This window comes from Pseudomonas sp. HLG18, assembly GCF_051903985.1.
GTDB lineage: Bacteria > Pseudomonadota > Gammaproteobacteria > Pseudomonadales > Pseudomonadaceae > Aquipseudomonas > Aquipseudomonas fluorescens_BT.
Genome location: NZ_CP195831.1, coordinates 5,190,155 through 5,208,756 on the forward strand (window position 1 = coordinate 5,190,155; position 18,602 = coordinate 5,208,756).

The following is an 18,602-nucleotide window of genomic DNA, read 5'->3' on the forward strand; positions in this document are numbered from 1 at the left end:
AGCACACCGCGATCAAAGCTTCGCTTTAACCGCCGCCAATGCATCTTTGCCATCCACCGTCTTCACGCCATCGAGCCACTTGTCCAGCACCGCCGGATTCGCCTTGATCCACGTCTTCGCCGCATCGGCATTGCTGACTTTCTTGTTCACCACCTCGGCCATGATGCTGTTCTCCATCTCCTGAGTGAACGAAAGATTGGTCAGCAATTTACCCACATTCGGACAGGCCTCGGCATAGCCCTTGCGGGTCAGGGTGTAGACGCTACCCGTGTCGCCAAAGTACTTCTCGCCGCCCTTGAGGTAATGCATTTTCAGCTGCACGTTCATCGGGTGCGGGGTCCAGCCGAGGAAGGTGACGAACTTCTGCTTCTTCACCGCCCGCGAGACTTCGGCCAGCATCGCCTGTTCGCTGGACTCGATCAGCTTCCACTGGCCCAGGTCGAAGTCGTTTTTCTTGATGATCTCTTGCAGCGAGATGTTCGCCGGCGCGCCGGAGCCGATGCCGTAGATCTTCTTCTCGAATTTATCGGCGTACTTATTCAGGTCGGCGAAGTTATGCACACCCGCATCCCACACGTAGTCCGGCACGGCCAGGGTGAATTCGGTGCCGTCGAGATTCTTCGCCAGTTGGGTGACATCGCCGGTGGCGACGAACTTGTCGTAGAAGCCCTGCTGCGCCGGCATCCAGTTGCCGAGGAAGACGTCGACCTGGCCATCCTTCAAGCCGCCGAAGGTGATCGGCACTGCGAGGGTGTCGATCTTGGCCTTGTAGCCCATGCCATCCAGCAGAAAACCGGTGATGGCGTTGGTCGCGGCGATGTCGCTCCAGCCGGGATCGGCCATTTTCACCGTGTCGCAGCTCTCGGCGAACGCGGATGCGCTGCCCAGTGCCAGCAGGCTGACTGTCACGACTGTGGATAACTTGACCATGGACTTCCCCTTGACGTTATTGGTTTTGGCAGGGTTGTGGATAACGGGCCTTGCGCTCCAGGTCATCGAGGTCGATGTGGTTGCGCATGTACTGCTGACTGGCGTCCACCAGCGGCTGGTGATCCCAGCTCTTGAGCTTGCCGATCGTCAGCGCCTCGGCAACGAAGCGCCGGCGCCGCTGACTTTCGAGCACCTCGCGGTGGATCGTCGGAATGTCCCATCTGGCCCGTGCTTCGGCGAGAAAATCGTCGAACAGCTGACGATGTTGCGGTGATTGGCTGAGTTCTTCGAGTTCACGCGGATCGTTGTGCACATCGAAGAGCAGGCAAGGGTCGCTTTCGCTGTAGATGAATTTGTACGCGCCGCGACGGATCATCATCAACGGGCTGATCGTGCCTTCGGCCATGTATTCGCCGAACACTTCGTCATGACCGCCCTGCCCGTGCAGGTGCGGGACCAGCGAACGACCGTCCAGCGGCAGGTTCGGTTCCAGGCTGCCGCCGGCCAGTTCGACCAAGGTCGGCAACAGGTCGGCGGTGGACACGGCGGCGCTGACTCGGCCCGCAGTGAACTGCCCGGGGGCAGTTATCAACAGGGGCACACGCGCTGCCATCTCGAACCAGTGCATTTTGTACCAGAGGCCTTTCTCGCCCAGCATGTCGCCATGGTCGCCGGAGAACACGATGATGGTGTCATCGATCAGCCCGGTATCTTCGAGGGTTTGCAGGAGTTTGCCGACGTTCGTGTCGATATAGCTGCACGCGCCGAAATACGCCCGGCGCGCATCGCGAATCTTATCCACAGGCAGCGGTTTGTCCCACAGGTCGTAGACCTTGAGCAAACGCTGGGAATGCGGATCAAGGGAATGTTGATCCGGCGTCGTCGGAAGCGGGATATCCGCATCGTCGTACAAATCCCAGAACGCCTTGGGAATCGTGTACGGATCGTGAGGGTGAGTCATCGATACGGTCAGGCAAAACGGCTGGTCGCCGTCCTCGCGAATGTGGTCGAACAGGTATTGCTGAGCCTTGAACACCACCTCTTCATCGAAGTCGAGCTGGTTGGTGCGCACGCACGGCCCGGCCTGCAACACCGAAGACATGTTGTGATACCAGCTCGGCCGCACATCGGGTTCGTCCCAGTTCACCGCCCAGCCATAGTCGGCCGGGTAGATGTCGCTGGTCAGGCGTTCCTCGTAGCCGTGCAGTTGATCCGGCCCGCAGAAATGCATCTTGCCCGACAGTGCGGTGCGGTAGCCGAGACGGCGCAGGTAATGGGCGTAGGTCGGAATGTCGGCGGGGAAATCGGCGGCGTTGTCGTAGGCGCCGATCTTGCTCGGCAACTGGCCGCTGACCAGGGTGAAACGCGACGGTGCGCACAGCGGGCTGTTGCAGTACGCGGCATCGAATACCACGCCCTGTTCGGCGAGGCGGCTGAGATTCGGCAGTTTGATCGGCGACGGGCCGTAGAACGGCAACATTGGCGCGGCCATTTGATCGGCCATGATGAAGAGAATGTTCTTGCGCTTCATGTGATCGCGGCATTCCATAGTGAATATTTATGCGACATTGCTGTGAATGAGCATGGATTCCACGCAATATCCCGTAAAGCCCGCGCCGGACAATGACTAGGATAAGCACAGCTTATGTATGAAGCCCTCGGTGATTTGTCGCTGGACCTGCTGCGTGCCTTCGAGGCGGCGGCCCGTCATCGCAGTTTTACCGCTGCAGCGGTGGAACTCGGCACGACGCAACCGGCCATCAGCCAGCAGATCAAACGGCTGGAGGAACAGCTCGGAACGCGGCTGTTCGACCGGATCTATCGAGGTATCGGGCTGACTGAGGTCGGTTCGATTCTTTTTGAGCAAGTAACCCTCGGTTTACAGAACATCGACGCAGGATTGAGCGCGATCAGCGCACAACAGCAACATGAAGTGCTGCAGGTCGCCACCGATTTTGCCTTCGCCGCGTACTGGCTGATGCCGCGCCTGCACCGCTTCCATGAAGCTTATCCACAGGTGGACGTGAGCCTGGTCACCAGCGAGCGCAATCACAACATGCTGCGCACGGATATCGACGTTGCCGTGCTGTTCGGCGACGGTCGCTTCAAACAGGGCGAAAGTCACTGGTTATTCAGCGAAGAAGTGTTTCCGGTGTGCAGTCCGCAATTGCTCAGGGATCGCGCTCTGCCCTTGCCGGCCCAAGCGCTGCTGGAGTTTCCGCTGCTGCACCTGCGCGGGGAAAACAGCAGCAACTGGTTCGACTGGAGCGGGCTGTTCCGCGAGTTGAACATCAGCACGCCGCCAGCGCCGGGCCAGCTGCGCTTCGACAATTACACCCTGCTGATTCAGGCGGCGATTGGCGGTCAGGGTGTAGCCATCGGCTGGCGTCACCTTGTGGATAACTTACTCACTCAAGGTCTGTTGTGCCGGCCCATCGCCGAAACCACACTGTCGCGCCTCGGTTATTACGTGGTGTTGCCGCAGCGCAAACGCCGGGGCGCGTTGATTCAGACGTTCGTGGAATGGCTGATGGCCGAACAGGCCAGCAGCGCCGAATCCCTGGCCGGGCTGCCGCTGCCGTCGATTGCGGTGTAACGGATCAGCGAGCAGCAACAAAATCCACGTGCTGGCGCAGATGCAAATTCAGCCGCAGCTCATCGGCGATGCCCACCGCCACCCGATTCAGCCGCTCCAGCGGTTCGACCAGACCCGGTTCAAGCGTGCGGCCAACCTGACTGAAGTGCTCGATCGTCAGCCCGGCCACGCTGCGCGGTGCGTTCACCAACGTCCAGTGCAGCGGGCTGCTTTGCAGGGCTTCGCGCACTTCTTCGGCGGCGTGGCGTTGCAGCGGGTCGGCGTTTTCCGGATCGTCCAGGGCTTCGAATTCGCCGATGACAAACAGCCGCGAGACGTTCGCTGCCTGCAGCCCGTCGATCAGTGCATCCACCGCCAGCACCTGTTCCACCGGCCCCAGCACCACGGATTTCTCAATGTGATCGCTGCTCAGCGGCAGGCCCGGCGCATTGAGCAGGCAGATCACCGCCGAACTGCCAGCCACGCTCTGATTGACCCGCTCGGCATCGAGCAGGTCGCCGCTTTTGGTACGCAGTCCCGGCCGTGGCGCGAGCGCCGTCAAATCGTCGAGGATGGCGATGACTTCATGCTGGCGACGCAGCAGTTCAGCCATCAACGCACTGCCCAGGCTACTCATGGCACCATAGAGCACCACTTTCACCGCCGGGGTTTCGGCATTTTTCATGGCTGAGGTCCCGTTTGTTTTCCCTTGTATGGCGTGTGACATACGGGCAACGCCGAGGGTTCGAACTGATTCAGAGGGTTTGCGATGCAGACGATCAAGGGCTATCACGCCCATGTTTATTTCGATGCCAGCACCATTGAACAGGCGCGGGCGCTGTGTGAGCAGGCCGCGCAATTATTCCCGTTGAAGATGGGCCGTGTGCACGAGCGTCCGGTCGGCCCGCATCCGGACTGGAGCTGCCAGCTGGCCTTCGGGCCGGAACTGATCGGCGACGTGCTGCCGTGGCTGGCGCTCAATCGCAAGGGGTTGGTGGTGTTCCTGCACCCGGATACCGGTGATGATTTGCTTGACCACACCGAGCACGCGATCTGGATGGGCGCTATGCGGCCGCTGGATCTGTCTGTTTTTTGATCAGAGTGTTTCTTCGGGCTCCCCCGGCAAATGCTCATCCAGGTGCAGCCACGGCAATTGGCTGTCAGTCCAGATGTGCCGCTGCGCAGCGGCCAGCTCCGGGTGATCGAGGGTGGCGACCGTCAGATCGATGCTTTCGGGACTGAGCAACGTCACCAGCGCCAGTTGCGCGCCGCAGTTCGGGCAGAAGAACCGTGCGCAACTGGGCGACGAGTCGTAGCGCGAAGGGGTCCCGGCCAGCCACTGGAAATTCGCCACCGGCAGCGTGATCCAGGTGGTGACGATGCCGCCGCTGACCCGCCGACAAATCGAACAATGGCAGTGGGCAATGTCGTGCAATGTCCCACTGAACTGATAGCGGATATGTCCGCAATGGCAGCCACCGCTGTGCAATTCACCCATCGCCCCACCCTCCCGTTCCCGTGTTCATTGACTCTAGCCGCATCCGACGGCCGGTTGGCCGTTCGCATCGAAGCTTTCATCCGCGAAAGCTGGCTGAAAGGTTGCCCCATTAGGATCGCCGCCACTACCGGCAACAGACCGGTTGGCCACGCGTGTGATTGCTTGCACGTCAGGCCCTATTAACAACAACAATGGTGATTCTGATGTCCTCTGTAACCCGCCTCCTCGCTGCAACTCCGCCCGTACGTCTCGTGCTTCCCGTTCTGCGCTGATCCCGCCCGATCCGCCCATTCCCTAGCCGCACTACGCCTGGAGTATTCCCATGCTGACTTTCCTTGGCTTTGCCATGGTCATCACGTTCATGTTCCTGATCATGACCAAGCGCCTGTCCGCGCTGATCGCTCTGATCATCATCCCGATCCTGTTCGCCCTGTTCGGTGGCTTCGCGCCGAAGATCGGCCCGATGATGCTCGAAGGTATTACCAAGCTTGCGCCGACCGGCGTGATGCTGATGTTCGCCATTCTGTATTTCGCCCTGATGATCGACTCCGGCCTGTTCGACCCGGCCGTGCGCAAGATCCTCAAACTGGTCAAGGGCGACCCGCTGAAAGTTTCGGTCGGCACCGCCGTACTGGCGCTCGTCGTTTCCCTCGATGGTGACGGCGCGACCACTTACATGATCTGCGTGGCCGCCATGCTGCCGCTGTACAGCCGCATCGGCATGAGCCCGCGGATCATGGCGGGCCTGATCATCCTCGCCGGCGGCGTGATGAACATGACCCCCTGGGGAGGCCCGACCGCCCGTGCCGCCAGTGCGCTGCACGTGGATCCGTCGGACATCTTTGTACCGATGATCCCGGCCATGGGTGCCGGTGTGATCGCGATCCTGATCATTGCCTACTTCTACGGCAAACGTGAACGTGCGCGTCTGGGTGAGCTGCACCTGATCGGCGACGAGATCGATCACAGCGAAATCAGCGTGTCGCAGTTCCCGGATGCCCGTCGTCCGAAGCTGATCTGGTTCAACGGCCTGCTGACCCTGGCGCTGATGTGCACCCTGATCGCCGGCCTGCTGCCGCTGCCGGTGCTGTTTATGGTGGCGTTCAGTATTGCCATGATCGTCAACTACCCTTGCCTGCAGCAGCAGAAGGATCGGGTCGCGGCCCACGCCGGCAGTGTGCTGTCGGTGGTCAGTCTGATCTTCGCGGCGGGCATCTTCACCGGTATCCTGTCGGGCACCGGCATGGTCGATGCCATGTCGAAAAGCCTGCTGGCGGTGATCCCTGATTTCCTCGGCCCGTACCTGGCGGTGATCACGGCGCTGGTGAGCATGCCGTTCACGTTCTTCATGTCGAACGACGCGTTCTACTACGGTGTGTTGCCGGTACTGTCGGAAGCGGCCAGCCATTACGGCATCACCGCAGTGGAAATGGCCCGTGCCTCGATTGTCGGCCAGCCGGTTCACCTGCTGAGCCCACTGGTGCCGTCGACGTATCTGCTGGTCGCACTGGCCGGGATCGAGTTCGGCGATCACCAACGTTTCACCCTGAAGTGGGCAGTGCTGGTCTGCCTGTGCATACTGGTCGCAGCCTTGCTGTTGGGGACTTTCCCGCTGTTCAGCACTTTGTAACGGCATCAACTCACCAGAACGCCAGCTGCTTGCTGGCGTCCTGGTTTAACACACGCTCAAAGGAATACACATGGAATGGCTGACCAACCCTGAGATCTGGGTTGCCTTCTTCACCCTGACCGCCCTGGAGATCGTCCTGGGCATCGATAACATCATCATGATTTCGATCCTGGTCAGCCGCATGCCCAAACACATGCAACAGCGCACCCGGATCTTCGGTCTTGGCCTGGCCATGATCACGCGGATCCTGTTGCTGCTGTCGATCACCTGGGTCATGCGCCTCACCGCCGACCTGTTCGTAGTATTCGGCCAGGGCATTTCCGGGCGTGACCTGATCCTGTTCTTCGGTGGCCTGTTCCTGCTGTGGAAAAGCTCCCAGGAGATGTACCACGCGCTTGAAGGTGAAGATGAAACCGGCGACGAGCCTTCGGGCAAGGGCGGCAATTTCCTCTACACCATCATCCAGATCGCGATCATCGACATCGTGTTCTCGCTGGACTCGGTGATCACCGCCGTCGGCATGGTGTCCCACGTACCGGTGATGGTCGCGGCGATCATCGTGGCGGTGCTGGTGATGATGGCGGCCTCGGGCAAGATCAGCGAGTTCATCGACAAGCACCCGTCGCTGAAAATGCTCGCGCTGTCGTTCCTGCTGGTGGTCGGTACCGTGCTGATTGCCGAATCGTTCGACGTGCACGTTCCCAAAGGCTACGTCTACTTCGCCATGGCGTTCTCGCTGGCGGTCGAAGCGATCAACATCAAGATGCGCACCGCCATCGCGAAAAAGAAGAAACAGCAGGATCCGGTAAAACTGCGCAAGGATATTCCGGGTCAGTGACTCGAACGCTGCGCAAAAGATCAAAGGGCCTTCGGGCCCTTTTTTCATGGCTGCATGAACCTGTTTTCATGACACTTTTGTTTCAATCCACGCTTTAGCTGTGCAATGCTGGCGCCGAGACCGTTAGCCAACTACAGCTTAAGTATTAAAAACGTAGAAACCGCGCGGTGCCGTCCACTTGCCCCACTGGGGCGCTGCTACTACAGGGGGTCTGCATGCTAACCCTGCTCAATCTGCTCTCTGCCGTGGCTCTGCTGATCTGGGGCACGCACATTGTCCGAACCGGCATCCTGCGGGTGTACGGCACCAATCTGCGCCACGTGATCGGTCAGAACATGTCCAGGCGCTGGCTGGCCTTTGTCGCCGGTATCGTCGTCACCGCGATGGTGCAGAGCAGCAACGCCACCGCCATGCTCGTGACGTCCTTTGTCGGTCAGGGCCTGATGGCGCTGACCCCGGCCCTGACTACCATGCTCGGCGCCGACGTCGGTACCGCGCTGATGGCGCGGGTGCTGACGTTCGATCTGTCGTGGCTGTCGCCGCTGCTGATTTTCCTCGGGGTGATTTTCTTTCTGTCGCGCAAACAGACTCGGCTGGGGCAGATGGGCCGTGTGGCCATCGGGCTGGGGCTGATTATTCTGGCGCTGCAATTGATCGTCGAAGCTGCCGGGCCGATCACTCATGCCAAGGGTGTGAAGGTGATTTTCGCCTCGCTGACCGGCGACATTCTCCTCGACGCTCTGGTCGGCGCGTTGTTCGCGATGATTTCCTACTCCAGCCTGGCTGCAGTGCTACTGACGGCGACCCTGGCCGGTGCCAATGTCATCAGCCTGCCGGTGGCGCTCGGTCTGGTGATCGGTGCCAATATCGGCAGCGGTGTGCTGGCATTCATGAGCACCAGCATGCAAAACGCCGCCGGCCGTCAGGTCGCGCTGGGCAGCCTGTTGTACAAGCTGATCGGGCTGCTGCTGATCATCCCGGTACTAGATCCGCTGGTGCACTGGATCGACAGCCTCGATTACAGCCCTCAGGAAATGGTCATCGGCTTCCATCTGCTCTACAACACTGCGCGCTGCCTGATCCTGCTGCCGACGGTCGCCCCCATGGCGCGGCTGTGCGCCTGGCTGTTGCCGGAGCGTCCGGAGGTCAACGGCACCGCAAAACCGCGTCACCTCGACCTGACCGCCCTGGTCACGCCCAGCCTGGCACTGGCCAACGCTGCCCGGGAAACCCTGCGCATGGGTGATCTGATCGACAACCTGCTGGACGCCACACAGGATGTGTTGCGTGGCAAGCAGACCGCCGTCACCCAGGAAGTGCGCAAACTGACCGATGACGTCGAAGCACTTTACAGCGCGATCAAGCTGTACCTGGCGCAGATGCCTCGGGAGGATCTCGGCGAGCAGGACAGTCGGCGCTGGGCGGAAATCATTGAACTGGCGATCAACCTCAAGCTTGCCAGCGATCTGATCGAACGCATGTTGCGCAAGATCCAGCAGCAGAAGACCTCGCAGCGCCGGTCATTTTCCGAAGACGGGCTGGAGGAACTGGCCGGGCTGCACAGTCAGTTGATTGCCAACCTGCGGCTGGGCTTGTCGGTGTTTCTCAGTGGCGACAAGGAAAGTGCTCGGCAGTTGTTGCGTGAGAAACGTCGCTTCCGCGCCCAGGAGCGCCGTCTGGCCCATGCCCATGTCAGCCGTTTGCAACGCAAGATCGTGCAAAGTATCGAGACCAGTTCGCTGCACCTTGAGTTGATTGCCGACATGAAACGATTGAATTCGCTGTTCTGCAGCAGCGCCTATGCGGTGCTGGAAACCTCCGATACCGGCGCGCTGGCGGCGGACGATATGGCGGACATCACGCATTCGCCTTGAACGTCTGGGGTTGTGGTCAGTCAGTAACTCAGCGTTCAGTCTCAAGGATGCCTTCGCGAGCAAGCTCGCTCCCACATTTGAAACGTATTCCCTTGTGGGAGCGAGCTTGCTGGCGAAAGCGATCTGTCTGACGACACGGATCTCCAATTCAGCCGTATGGAAGCTTGTTATGCGTTGCCTGTTGTTCGCTTGCCTGTTGCTCGGTGCCCTGCCCGCCTTCGCCCTGGATCGTTTTCAGGTCGAAGGCTATGCGCTGCCCAACGGTTTGCAATTGCTGCTCAAGCCCGGCACCGAGCGTGGACATGTGGCGATCCGGCTGGTGATCGGTGTCGGTTTCGATGATTTCGCCTGCAATGAAAAGGAGCTGCCGCACCTGCTCGAACATTTGTTGTTCAGCGGCATAGACGCCACCGGCGAAGGCGGCCTCGAAGAGCGCATGCAGGCCCTGGGCGGTGACTGGAACGCCTTCACCAGCAACGCCGACACCACGTTCGTCATCGAAGCCCCGGCGAAAAACCAGCGCAAGGTGCTCGATCTGTTGCTGGATCTGCTGACCCAGACCCGTTTCGACGACAACGCGATCAACGCCGCCAAACGAGTGGTCGAGCGCGAGGATGGCGGCCATTACACCCGCCTGCGGCGCTTTCTCGATCGTCAGGACCTGGGCCACAGCGCGAGCAATCAACTGGCGGTAGAGCTGGGCTTGAAGTGCTCGCAACGGGCCGAAGTCGATGGCCTGACCCGTGAACAGCTGGATAAGGTGCGCAAAGCCTGGTACGCGCCAAACAATATGACCCTGATCGTCGTCGGCGACCTCGACAAGTTGCTGCCGGCCTATCTGGAGCGGGCCTGGGGCGCACTTGAAGCGGTCGACCCGAGCGAACATCGTCCGTTGCCGGACATCCGTGCCAGCGCCGCCCACGAACGCACGATCACACGCGGCTTCGTCGGTAACAGCGCCAAGCTGCACTGGCTGGTGCCGGAGCCGGTGCTGGACGATCAGTACGACCAGACTTTCGATCTGCTCAAGGAATATCTGGAGTGGGCGCTGTACCGCCAATTGCGCCTGAACCACGGTTTGTCCTACGGGCCCTGGGCCGAGCGCGAGGTGTTCGGCGGCGTTGGCTTCATGAGCCTCAACGCCGACCTGGATCGCGGCGATATCGCCGAAGCCGAACAGGTGCTGGAAGGCCTCAAGGCGGACCTGCTGAAAAACGGTCTCGATGCCGACACGTTCAACCGTATCAAGCAAGCAGCCATCGCCCATCAGGCCTGGGCCGTGCAGGGCAACAGCGGCATGGCCGACTATTACTGGAGCGCGCTGGGCGACTACGAAGATGGCCGCTTCGCCGATCCCGCCAGGGAACTGCAAGGGGTCACGCTGGACGCGGCGAACAAGGCCATGCGCGAGTTGCTGTTGCAGCCGGGGTATCTGCGGATCGAGAAGCCGTTGCTCAGTGACGATCAGGTGGTTTGGCTGATCGGCGGCGGATTGGGCGCCGTGTTACTGATCCTGCTCGGCTGGCGCCTGCATAGACGCCAGTCCGTGCATTCAGACTGATCGACAGCCTCGCCACAGCCCCCGGCGGGCGGTACTCTGTCGAGGTTTTTTTCTTCGACTGTCGTGAATCGCCCAAATGCCCAAATTGACCCTCCTGATCCAGCGCATCCTCGAACTGATGAAGCGCTACCCCGGGGTCATTGCGCTCGGCGGTTTCATCTCCGGAGTCGGCAGTTTCATCCTGGTCGACCGGCAACAGGGGCTGGCGAGCTGGATCACCACGATCATGCTGCTGAGCTGGATCTGGCTGATGCTGGAAAACAGCCTGACCGAGCTGTTCACCCGAGTTTTCAAACGGGAAATCCCCCAGCCGCTGCTGCGTTATGCGACGCAGATGATCCACCAGGAAAGCCTGTTTTTCGTCCTGCCGTTCTTCTTCATCACCACCACCTGGAACAGCGGTCAACTGGTGTTCACCGGTCTGCTGTGCATCGCCGCGCTGATCTCGATCGTCGACCCGCTCTACTACAAATGGCTGGCGCCGCGGCGCTGGGCGTTCCTGGCGTTGCATACCCTGACGCTGTTCGCTGCCCTGCTCACCGCGCTGCCGGTGATCATGCACCTGACCACCTCGCAGAGTTTCAAGTGGGCGCTGGGGACTGCCGTGGTGCTGTCGTTCCCGAGTCTGGCGTCGATCTTCCCGATCCGCACCGTGCGCAACGCGCTCGCGATCCTCAGCATCACCATCGGTATCGGCGGCGTCGGCTGGGTGCTGCGTTCGTGGGTACCGCCGGCAACGCTGTGGATGACCGACGTGGCGATCAGCACCCAGGTGCAGGATCGCGTCCCCGGCGCCAGCCTGGAGCAAGTCAGTGCCGAGCAGATCCGCAACGGCGGGCTTTACGCCTATACCGCGATCAACGCACCGCGCGGGCTCGATGAGCGGATCTACCATGTGTGGCAGTTCAACGGCAAAGAGGTCGACCGGATCGCCCTCGACATCCACGGCGGGCGCAAGGAAGGCTATCGGGCGTGGACCCACAAGCAGGTTTTCCCCGGCAACCCGGTGGGTGACTGGCAGGTGCGGGTGCTGACCGAGGACGACCAGGTGATCGGCGTGCTGCGCTTCGAAGTCACGGACAGCACACCGACCAAAGAAAAGTAATCCGGTTCGTGCTATTACGTAGGTTCGCGAATTTAGCCGAACAAGCACGGAGCTTATGACCAGCAGCTCGATGACCGGTAATGCCCGTCTGGACACCTCGATCAGCCCTGCCCGCCTGCGGGTCACCGGGGACTGGACGCTTGCTCATTACGCCGAGCTCAAGCACCTGAGCGAAACGCTCCGCGGTCAGTACGACGCCAGCACCCCCATCGACCTCAACGGCCTCGGCGCCCTGGACACCGCTGGCGCCTCGCTGCTGGTGGAACTGCTCGGCTCCGAGCGTCTGGGCCAATCCGCCGAACACCCCGATTGCACGATTTCCACGGCCGACCGCGCGTTGCTGCAAACCGTCTATCGCTCGCTGACCGACTTCTGCGTGCCGGTCAAGGAACCGGAAATCAGCGTCAGCGTGCAATTGCTGACCCGCATCGGCCGGGCCGTCGACACGGTGTGGCAAGACACCCTGCAACTGCTCGGCTTCGTCGGCCTGATTCTTGAGACCATCGCCCGAAGCCTGTTTCGCCCCAAGCGCTGGCGGATCACGCCGATGATTGCGCACATCGAACAGACGGGCCTCGACGCTGCACCTATCGTGGCGTTGCTGACCTTTCTGGTGGGCGCCGTGGTGGCGTTTCTCGGCGCGACGGTGCTGGCCAGTTTCGGCGCCAGCGTGTTCACCGTGGACCTGGTGGGCTTCGCCTTCCTGCGCGAATTCGGCGTGTTGCTCACGGCGATCCTGATGGCCGGCCGCACCGCCAGTGCCTTTACCGCGCAGATCGGCTCGATGAAGGCCAACGAGGAAATCGACGCCATCCGCACCCTCGGCCTCGACCCCATGGAATTGCTGGTGGTGCCGCGGGTGCTGGCTTTGCTGGTGGCGCTGCCGATGTTGACCTTTCTGGCGATGATCTGCGGGATCATCGGCGGCGCGGTGGTCTGCGCGGTGTCGCTGGATATCTCGCCGGCGATGTTCCTGTCGCTGCTGCAAAGCGACATAGGGATTCAACATTTCCTGGTTGGCCTGGTCAAAGCCCCGATCTTTGCGTTCCTGATCGCCGCCATTGGCTGTCTGGAAGGCTTCAAGGTCAGCGGCAGCGCCGAATCGGTCGGCGCCCACACCACCTCCAGTGTGGTGCAATCGATTTTCGTGGTGATCGTGCTCGATGCGGTCGCCGCGTTGTTCTTCATGGAGATGGGTTGGTGAGTCGTCTACCCCGCATGCCCTCCGAGGCGGTGATCGAAGTCCGTGGCCTGTGTAATCGCTTCGGCCGCCAGAGCGTGCACGAGAACCTCGACCTGGACTTGTACAAAGGCGAGATCCTGGCCGTGGTCGGCGGCTCCGGCAGCGGCAAGTCGGTGTTGCTGCGCAGCATCGTCGGCCTGCGCCAGCCCAGTGAAGGCATGGTCAAAGTATTCGGCCAGAACCTGCCGAGCCTGCCGGAACATGAGCGTTCGCTGATCGAGCGGCGTTTCGGTGTGCTGTTTCAGAAAGGCGCGCTGTTTTCATCGCTGACCGTAACCGAGAACGTCGCCCTGCCCCTGATCGAACACGCCGGCCTCAGCCGCGACGACGCCGAGCATCTGGCGGCGGTGAAGCTGGCGCTGGCCGGGCTGCCGCTGTCGGCGGCGGACAAGTATCCCGCCTCGCTGTCCGGCGGCATGATCAAACGCGCGGCCCTGGCACGGGCGCTGGCGCTGGACCCGGACATCCTGTTTCTCGACGAACCCACTGCCGGCCTCGATCCGATTGGCGCGGCGCAGTTCGACCAATTGATCCTGACGCTGCGCGATGCGCTGGGCTTGAGCGTGTTTCTGGTAACCCACGACCTCGACACGCTCTACACCATCACCGACCGGGTGGCGGTGCTGGCGCAGAAGAAAGTGCTGGTGGCAGGCCCCATCGACGTGGTCTCGGAAACCGACGACGCGTGGATTCACGAATATTTCCACGGCCCTCGCGGCCGCTCGGCGCTTGACGCCGCCAAACTGCTCAACGAGGTCTGACATGGAAACCCGAGCCCATCATGTGTTGATCGGCCTGTTCACGGTGATTGTGGTGGCGGGCGCCCTGCTCTTCGGTCTGTGGCTGGCCAAGTCCAGTGTCGACACCGAGTTCAAGGATTACGAAATCGTCTTCAACGAGGCGGTCAGCGGCCTGTCCCGCGGCAGCCCGGTGCAGTACAGCGGGATCAAGGTCGGCGATGTGGTCAGCCTGCGCCTCGACCCGAAAGACCCGCGTCGGGTGCTGGCACGGATTCGTCTGGCGGGCGACACGCCGGTCAAGGAAGACACCGAGGCCAAACTCGCTCTGGCCGGGATCACCGGCACCTCGATCATCCAGCTCAGCGGGGGTACGCCGCAAAGCCCGAAACTCAAGGGCCACGACGGCAATCTGCCGACCATCGTCGCCTCGCCCTCGCCCATCTCGAGGCTGCTCAGTGACAGCAACGATTTGATGAGCGGGGTCACGACGTTGCTCAGTAATGCCAATCAGATGTTCTCCGCCGACAACATCGAGCGCGTCAGCAAAACCCTCGAACACCTGGAACAGACCACCGGTTCGATCAACGATCAGCGCGGTGACCTGCGTCAGGCCATGCAGCAACTGGCGACGGTCGGCAAACAGGCGGGCAACATGCTCGAACAGACGTCTGCGCTGATGCGCAACGCCAACGGCCTGCTCAACGATCAGGGCAAACAGGCGCTGGGCAGTGCCGAACAGGCGATGAAATCCCTGGAGCAAAGCAGCGTCACCATCAACGGCCTGCTCAGCAAGAATCAGAATTCCCTCGACAGCGGCATGCAGGGGCTCAACGGTCTGGCCCCGGCGATCCGCGAACTGCGTGAAACCCTGAATTCGCTGCGCGCCATTTCCCAACGCCTGGAGGCCAACCCCAGTGGTTACCTGCTGGGCAGTGACAAGAACAAGGAGTTCACGCCATGAAGCTGACCCACCTCGCCCTCCTCGCCGGCTTCACGCTGATCAGCGCGTGTTCGATCCTGCCCAAGTCCGAACCGTCGGATGTCTATCGCCTGCCGGCGGCACAGGCGCCCGCCTCGGCCAGTTCGGCGGCGACACAGCACTGGTCGCTGCGCCTGAACAAACTGCAGGCCAGCGAAGCGCTCAACCGGCCGGGCATCGCGGTGATTCCTCAGGGTGATGTGATCAGCACTTATAAGGCCTCGCGCTGGAGCGATCCGGCACCGGTACTGGTGCGTAACCGGTTGCTCGATGGTTTTCAGCGCGATGGCCGGGTATCGCTGTTGAGCACCGATGACAGCAACTTCCAGGCGGACATGGAACTGGGCGGTAGCCTGCAGGCGTTTCAGACCGAGTATCAGGGCACGCAGGCCAGCGTGGTGGTGCGTGTCGATGCATTGCTGGTGCGCGGTTATGACCAGCGGATTCTCGCCAGTCGCCGCTTCGAAGAACGTCAGCCGCTCAATGATGTGAAAGTCCCGGCGGTGGTTGCCGGGTTTGGTCAGGCCAGTGATCGGCTCACCGCGAAGGTGGTGGCGTGGGCGGTGGAGCAAGGGCAGAAAGTTGCCCCACCTGCCCGGCCTTGAGCCTTAACCGAAGAACCAGTAGCAGACGCCAATAGCGCCGAGCACGCCCGCGAGTTCGGCCAGCAGCGCGCAACCCACGGCATGCCGGGCACGCTGGATGCCCACGGCGCCGAAGTACACCGCCAGTACGTAGAACGTGGTTTCGGTGCTGCCCTGGATCGTCGCCGCGACCAACGCCGGGAAGCTGTCCACGCCCGAGGTCTTCATGGTTTCGATCAGCATCGCCCGGGCGGCGCTGCCCGAGAACGGTTTGACCATCGCGGTCGGCAGCGCATCGACAAAGCGCGTGTCCCAGCCGGCCCACTGCACCAGATGACGGATGCCGTCGAGCCCGAAATCCAAAGCGCCTGATGCGCGCAACACGCCGATGGCGCAAAGCATCGCCACCAGATACGGCAGCAGATTCTTGGCGACGTCGAAACCTTCCTTCGCACCTTCGACGAACGCCTCGTAGACCTTCACCTTGCGCAAGGCGCCGATCACCAGGAACAACATGATCAGACCGAACAGCGTCAGGTTGCCGAGGATCGACGACAGCCCTGCCAGCGCAGTGGCCGACATCGTTGCGAGCAACGCCATGAAGCCGCCGAGGATCAGCGCGCCGGGAATCAGGTAGGCCAGCACCACTGGGTCCCAGACCCGCAGGCGCTGCATGAGCGCCACCGACAGGAAGCCGACGATGGTCGAGCAACTGGTGGCCAGCAGGATCGGCAGGAATACCAGCGTCGGGTCCGGCGCGCCTTGCTGGGCGCGGTACATGAAGATCGTCACCGGCAACAGAGTCAGGGACGAAGCGTTGAGCACGAGGAACAGGATTTGCGCGTTGCTGGCGATGGTCGAGCTGGGGTTGAGCTCTTGCAGCGCCTTCATGGCTTTAAGGCCGATCGGCGTGGCGGCGTTGTCCAGGCCCAGGCCGTTGGCGGCAAAGTTCAGGGTGATCAGGCCGATGGCCGGATGCCCCGCCGGCACTTCCGGCATCAGCCGCAGGAACAGCGGGCCTAGCGCTTTGGCCAGCCATTCGACGATCCCGGCCTTCTCGGCGATGCGCAGGAAGCCCAGCCACAGGGTCAGCGTGCCGAACAGCAGCACCATGACCTCGACCGACAGCTTGGCCATGGCAAAAATGCTTTCCACCATCGCCGCGAAGATCCCGGCGTTGCCGCCGATCAGCCATTGCCCCAGCGCCGAAACGGCTGCCACGATGAAGAAGCCAAGCCACAGGCCATTAAGCATCAGTCAAATCCCCCGGAAGATGCGGCGAATGATAGCGGGGTCGCCAGAAACGACAAACCCCGGATTTCTCCGGGGTTTGTCAGGGCTGCGCAGGGGCGACGATCAGTTCTTGGAAATCTCGCCGGCCGGCAGTTTTTCCTTGCTGCGCCAGTGCGGCAGCGAGTTCCAGTAGCGCTGGCCCTTGGCGTCGTCGTACATGCCTTCCCAACGGGCGATGACCAGTACGGCGAGGGCGTTGCCGATCACGTTCAGGGCGGTACGCGCCATGTCCATCACACGGTCGACACCGGCGATGAAGGCCAGGCCTTCCAGCGGAATACCCACGCTGCCCAGGGTGGCCAGCAGTACCACGAAGGACACACCCGGTACGCCGGCGATGCCTTTGGAGGTGACCATCAGGGTCAGAACCAGCAGCAGTTGCTGGCTGATCGACAGGTCGATGCCGTACAGCTGGGCAATGAAGATCGCCGCGATGGACTGGTACAGGGTCGAACCGTCGAGGTTGAACGAGTAACCGGTCGGCACCACGAAGCTGCAGATGGCTTTCGGTGCGCCGTAGGCTTCCATCTTCTCGATCACGCGAGGCAGCACGGTTTCCGAAGAAGCGGTGGAGTAAGCCAGGACCAGCTCATCCTTGAAGATGCGCATCAGCTTGATCACCGAGAAGCCGAACATCTTGGCGATCAGACCCAGAATCACGAAGGCGAAGAAGGCGATGGCGACGTAAACCAGGATCACCAGTTTGGCCAGCGGCAGCAGCGAGGCGAAACCGAAGTTGGCCACGGTCACCGCGATCAGGGCGAACACGCCGATCGGGGCGTAGTTCATGATCATGTGGGTGACTTTGAACATGCTTTCCGAGACGCCCTGGAACATCTTCACCAGCGGCTCGCGCAGGTCCGACTGCAGGCTCGACAGACCGAGACCGAACAGCACGGAGAAGAAGATGATCGGCAGCATCTCGCCGCGGGCCATGGCCGCGAAGATGTTCGACGGGATCAGGTTGAGGATGGTCTCGATGAACGCGTGTTCATGCTGTACTTCGGCGGCGGTCGCCTGGTATTTGGAGATGTCCACGGTGCCCAGAGTGCTCATGTCGATGCCGGCACCCGGATGGAACAGGTTGGCCAGCAGCAGGCCGACGACAATGGCGATGGTGGTGACGATTTCGAAGTAGATGATGGTCTTGAGGCCGATACGCCCGAGCTTCTTGGCGTCGCCCACGCCGGCGATGCCGACGATCAGGGAAGAGATGACGATCGGGATCACGATCATCTTGATCAGACGGATAAAGATATCGCCTGCCGGTTGCAGGACGTTGCTGATCCACCAGGCCTTCTCGGCACTGAAATGGTTGAGCAACGCACCGATTGCAATCCCCAATACCAGACCGATGAGGATCTGCCAGGCGAGGCTAAGCTTTGCCTTCTTCATATTCTTTACCCTTACTTGCGTTTGACTCAAGGCACATGCAGGAACTGGAACGCTCTTGGCGGAAAAGTCTGTGCATCTGCCTCCGTATAAGGTGCCCCGAAGCGCGTATTTACGGCTCTCCGGCAGGCGAAAAAAGGCGCAACTATTCCCATGCGGGGTTGCGCCGTCTAATGCCGTAAACGCCTACCCTATGCCGAATCGGCATGAGCTTTTTTAAATGAAACTGGCGTCCCAACCGGTTCGAATACGACATTTCGGCAGGCATAAGTGCCGTGAACCGGCCATTACAGCGTAGGTTGGTTATTTTTTGAACGAGTGATTTCGTCGAAAAATTTAGGAAAAAGCCTACGTACGGAA

General features: G+C 61.2%; 17 protein-coding genes. 11 read left to right on the forward strand and 6 right to left on the reverse strand.

Translation table 11 applies throughout. The features are described from left to right. Positions 1-12: 12 nt before the first annotated feature. Together choX and betC are read right to left on the reverse strand one after the other, a co-directional pair. Entirely contained in the window at positions 13-930 is a 918-nt protein-coding gene (gene choX, locus ACSPX5_RS23955) for a choline ABC transporter substrate-binding protein (protein WP_169428231.1), read from the reverse strand. A gap of 16 nt (positions 931-946) precedes the next feature. Continuing rightward, complete coding sequence (gene betC / locus ACSPX5_RS23960) at positions 947-2,461, reverse strand: choline-sulfatase (RefSeq protein WP_439820384.1); 1,515 nt, start codon at positions 2,459-2,461, stop codon at positions 947-949. 114 nt (positions 2,462-2,575) lie between these two features. On the opposite strand from betC, the gene ACSPX5_RS23965 reads away from it, so the two are divergent. After that, entirely contained in the window at positions 2,576-3,526 is a 951-nt protein-coding gene (locus ACSPX5_RS23965) for a choline sulfate utilization transcriptional regulator (protein WP_439820385.1), read from the forward strand. Between the two features lie 4 nt (positions 3,527-3,530). Here the strand turns inward: ACSPX5_RS23965 and ACSPX5_RS23970 are convergent, their stop codons facing one another. After that, entirely contained in the window at positions 3,531-4,190 is a 660-nt protein-coding gene (locus ACSPX5_RS23970) for an NAD(P)-dependent oxidoreductase (protein ID WP_323159624.1), read from the reverse strand. Between the two features lie 84 nt (positions 4,191-4,274). Here ACSPX5_RS23970 and ACSPX5_RS23975 point away from each other — a divergent pair, with 84 nt between their 5' ends. Next, positions 4,275-4,601 carry a DOPA 4,5-dioxygenase family protein gene (locus tag ACSPX5_RS23975; protein WP_102688226.1) on the forward strand — a complete coding sequence of 109 codons (327 nt, stop codon included), beginning with the start codon at positions 4,275-4,277 and terminating at the stop codon, positions 4,599-4,601. Here the strand turns inward: ACSPX5_RS23975 and ACSPX5_RS23980 are convergent, their stop codons facing one another. Then, positions 4,602-5,003 (reverse strand): GFA family protein, encoded by a 402-nt coding sequence (locus ACSPX5_RS23980; RefSeq protein WP_439820386.1) that lies wholly within the window; start codon positions 5,001-5,003, stop codon positions 4,602-4,604. Between the two features lie 322 nt (positions 5,004-5,325). Here ACSPX5_RS23980 and ACSPX5_RS23985 point away from each other — a divergent pair, with 322 nt between their 5' ends. The 9 genes from ACSPX5_RS23985 to ACSPX5_RS24025 all read left to right on the forward strand — a co-directional run bounded on the left by ACSPX5_RS23985 (position 5,326) and on the right by ACSPX5_RS24025 (position 15,578). After that, positions 5,326-6,633, forward strand: a complete 1,308-nt coding sequence (locus ACSPX5_RS23985; RefSeq protein ID WP_169428236.1) for a CitMHS family transporter — start codon at positions 5,326-5,328, stop codon at positions 6,631-6,633. 70 nt (positions 6,634-6,703) lie between these two features. Beyond that, positions 6,704-7,471: a TerC family protein gene (locus tag ACSPX5_RS23990; RefSeq protein WP_169428237.1), complete on the forward strand. Its 768-nt coding sequence runs from the start codon at positions 6,704-6,706 to the stop codon at positions 7,469-7,471. A gap of 215 nt (positions 7,472-7,686) precedes the next feature. After that, positions 7,687-9,345, forward strand: a complete 1,659-nt coding sequence (locus ACSPX5_RS23995; RefSeq protein WP_169428238.1) for a Na/Pi cotransporter family protein — start codon at positions 7,687-7,689, stop codon at positions 9,343-9,345. Positions 9,346-9,514: 169 nt separating this feature from the next. After that, positions 9,515-10,906 carry a M16 family metallopeptidase gene (locus ACSPX5_RS24000; RefSeq protein ID WP_439820387.1) on the forward strand — a complete coding sequence of 464 codons (1,392 nt, stop codon included), beginning with the start codon at positions 9,515-9,517 and terminating at the stop codon, positions 10,904-10,906. A 76-nt stretch (positions 10,907-10,982) separates the two neighbouring features. Then, positions 10,983-12,011 carry a DUF5924 family protein gene (locus tag ACSPX5_RS24005; RefSeq protein WP_169428240.1) on the forward strand — a complete coding sequence of 343 codons (1,029 nt, stop codon included), beginning with the start codon at positions 10,983-10,985 and terminating at the stop codon, positions 12,009-12,011. Positions 12,012-12,066: 55 nt separating this feature from the next. Continuing rightward, positions 12,067-13,215: an ABC transporter permease gene (locus ACSPX5_RS24010; protein WP_169428241.1), complete on the forward strand. Its 1,149-nt coding sequence runs from the start codon at positions 12,067-12,069 to the stop codon at positions 13,213-13,215. Between the two features lie 14 nt (positions 13,216-13,229). Further along, positions 13,230-14,015, forward strand: coding sequence for an ABC transporter ATP-binding protein (locus tag ACSPX5_RS24015; RefSeq protein WP_207867369.1), 786 nt, complete (start codon positions 13,230-13,232; stop codon positions 14,013-14,015). 1 nt (position 14,016) lies between these two features. Then, the gene (locus tag ACSPX5_RS24020) at positions 14,017-14,955 is read left to right on the forward strand and encodes an MlaD family protein (protein WP_169428243.1); all 939 of its coding nucleotides are present in this window, start codon (positions 14,017-14,019) and stop codon (positions 14,953-14,955) included. Next, complete coding sequence (locus ACSPX5_RS24025) at positions 14,952-15,578, forward strand: ABC-type transport auxiliary lipoprotein family protein (protein ID WP_439820388.1); 627 nt, start codon at positions 14,952-14,954, stop codon at positions 15,576-15,578. The genes ACSPX5_RS24020 and ACSPX5_RS24025 overlap by 4 nt, the downstream gene beginning before the upstream one ends. A 3-nt stretch (positions 15,579-15,581) precedes the next feature. Here ACSPX5_RS24025 and ACSPX5_RS24030 read toward each other — a convergent pair whose 3' ends face one another. Both ACSPX5_RS24030 and gltP read right to left on the reverse strand, forming a co-directional pair. After that, a complete protein-coding gene (locus ACSPX5_RS24030) occupies positions 15,582-16,811 on the reverse strand; it encodes a nucleoside recognition domain-containing protein (protein ID WP_169428245.1) in 1,230 nt (409 codons plus the stop codon). Positions 16,812-16,913: 102 nt separating this feature from the next. Further along, on the reverse strand, positions 16,914-18,245 hold the full coding sequence (gene gltP / locus ACSPX5_RS24035) for a glutamate/aspartate:proton symporter GltP (RefSeq protein ID WP_064379587.1): 1,332 nt from the start codon (positions 18,243-18,245) through the stop codon (positions 16,914-16,916). Positions 18,246-18,602: the final 357 nt, after the last annotated feature.

Coding starts and splice junctions, on each gene's coding strand:
- choX (WP_169428231.1), bottom strand. CDS start 930: ATGGTCAAGTTATCCACAGTCGTGACAGTCAGCCTGCTGGCACTGGGC.
- betC (WP_439820384.1), bottom strand. CDS start 2,461: ATGAAGCGCAAGAACATTCTCTTCATCATGGCCGATCAAATGGCCGCG.
- ACSPX5_RS23965 (WP_439820385.1), top strand. CDS start 2,576: ATGTATGAAGCCCTCGGTGATTTGTCGCTGGACCTGCTGCGTGCCTTC.
- ACSPX5_RS23970 (WP_323159624.1), bottom strand. CDS start 4,190: ATGAAAAATGCCGAAACCCCGGCGGTGAAAGTGGTGCTCTATGGTGCC.
- ACSPX5_RS23975 (WP_102688226.1), top strand. CDS start 4,275: ATGCAGACGATCAAGGGCTATCACGCCCATGTTTATTTCGATGCCAGC.
- ACSPX5_RS23980 (WP_439820386.1), bottom strand. CDS start 5,003: ATGGGTGAATTGCACAGCGGTGGCTGCCATTGCGGACATATCCGCTAT.
- ACSPX5_RS23985 (WP_169428236.1), top strand. CDS start 5,326: ATGCTGACTTTCCTTGGCTTTGCCATGGTCATCACGTTCATGTTCCTG.
- ACSPX5_RS23990 (WP_169428237.1), top strand. CDS start 6,704: ATGGAATGGCTGACCAACCCTGAGATCTGGGTTGCCTTCTTCACCCTG.
- ACSPX5_RS23995 (WP_169428238.1), top strand. CDS start 7,687: ATGCTAACCCTGCTCAATCTGCTCTCTGCCGTGGCTCTGCTGATCTGG.
- ACSPX5_RS24000 (WP_439820387.1), top strand. CDS start 9,515: ATGCGTTGCCTGTTGTTCGCTTGCCTGTTGCTCGGTGCCCTGCCCGCC.
- ACSPX5_RS24005 (WP_169428240.1), top strand. CDS start 10,983: ATGCCCAAATTGACCCTCCTGATCCAGCGCATCCTCGAACTGATGAAG.
- ACSPX5_RS24010 (WP_169428241.1), top strand. CDS start 12,067: ATGACCAGCAGCTCGATGACCGGTAATGCCCGTCTGGACACCTCGATC.
- ACSPX5_RS24015 (WP_207867369.1), top strand. CDS start 13,230: ATGCCCTCCGAGGCGGTGATCGAAGTCCGTGGCCTGTGTAATCGCTTC.
- ACSPX5_RS24020 (WP_169428243.1), top strand. CDS start 14,017: ATGGAAACCCGAGCCCATCATGTGTTGATCGGCCTGTTCACGGTGATT.
- ACSPX5_RS24025 (WP_439820388.1), top strand. CDS start 14,952: ATGAAGCTGACCCACCTCGCCCTCCTCGCCGGCTTCACGCTGATCAGC.
- ACSPX5_RS24030 (WP_169428245.1), bottom strand. CDS start 16,811: ATGCTTAATGGCCTGTGGCTTGGCTTCTTCATCGTGGCAGCCGTTTCG.
- gltP (WP_064379587.1), bottom strand. CDS start 18,245: ATGAAGAAGGCAAAGCTTAGCCTCGCCTGGCAGATCCTCATCGGTCTG.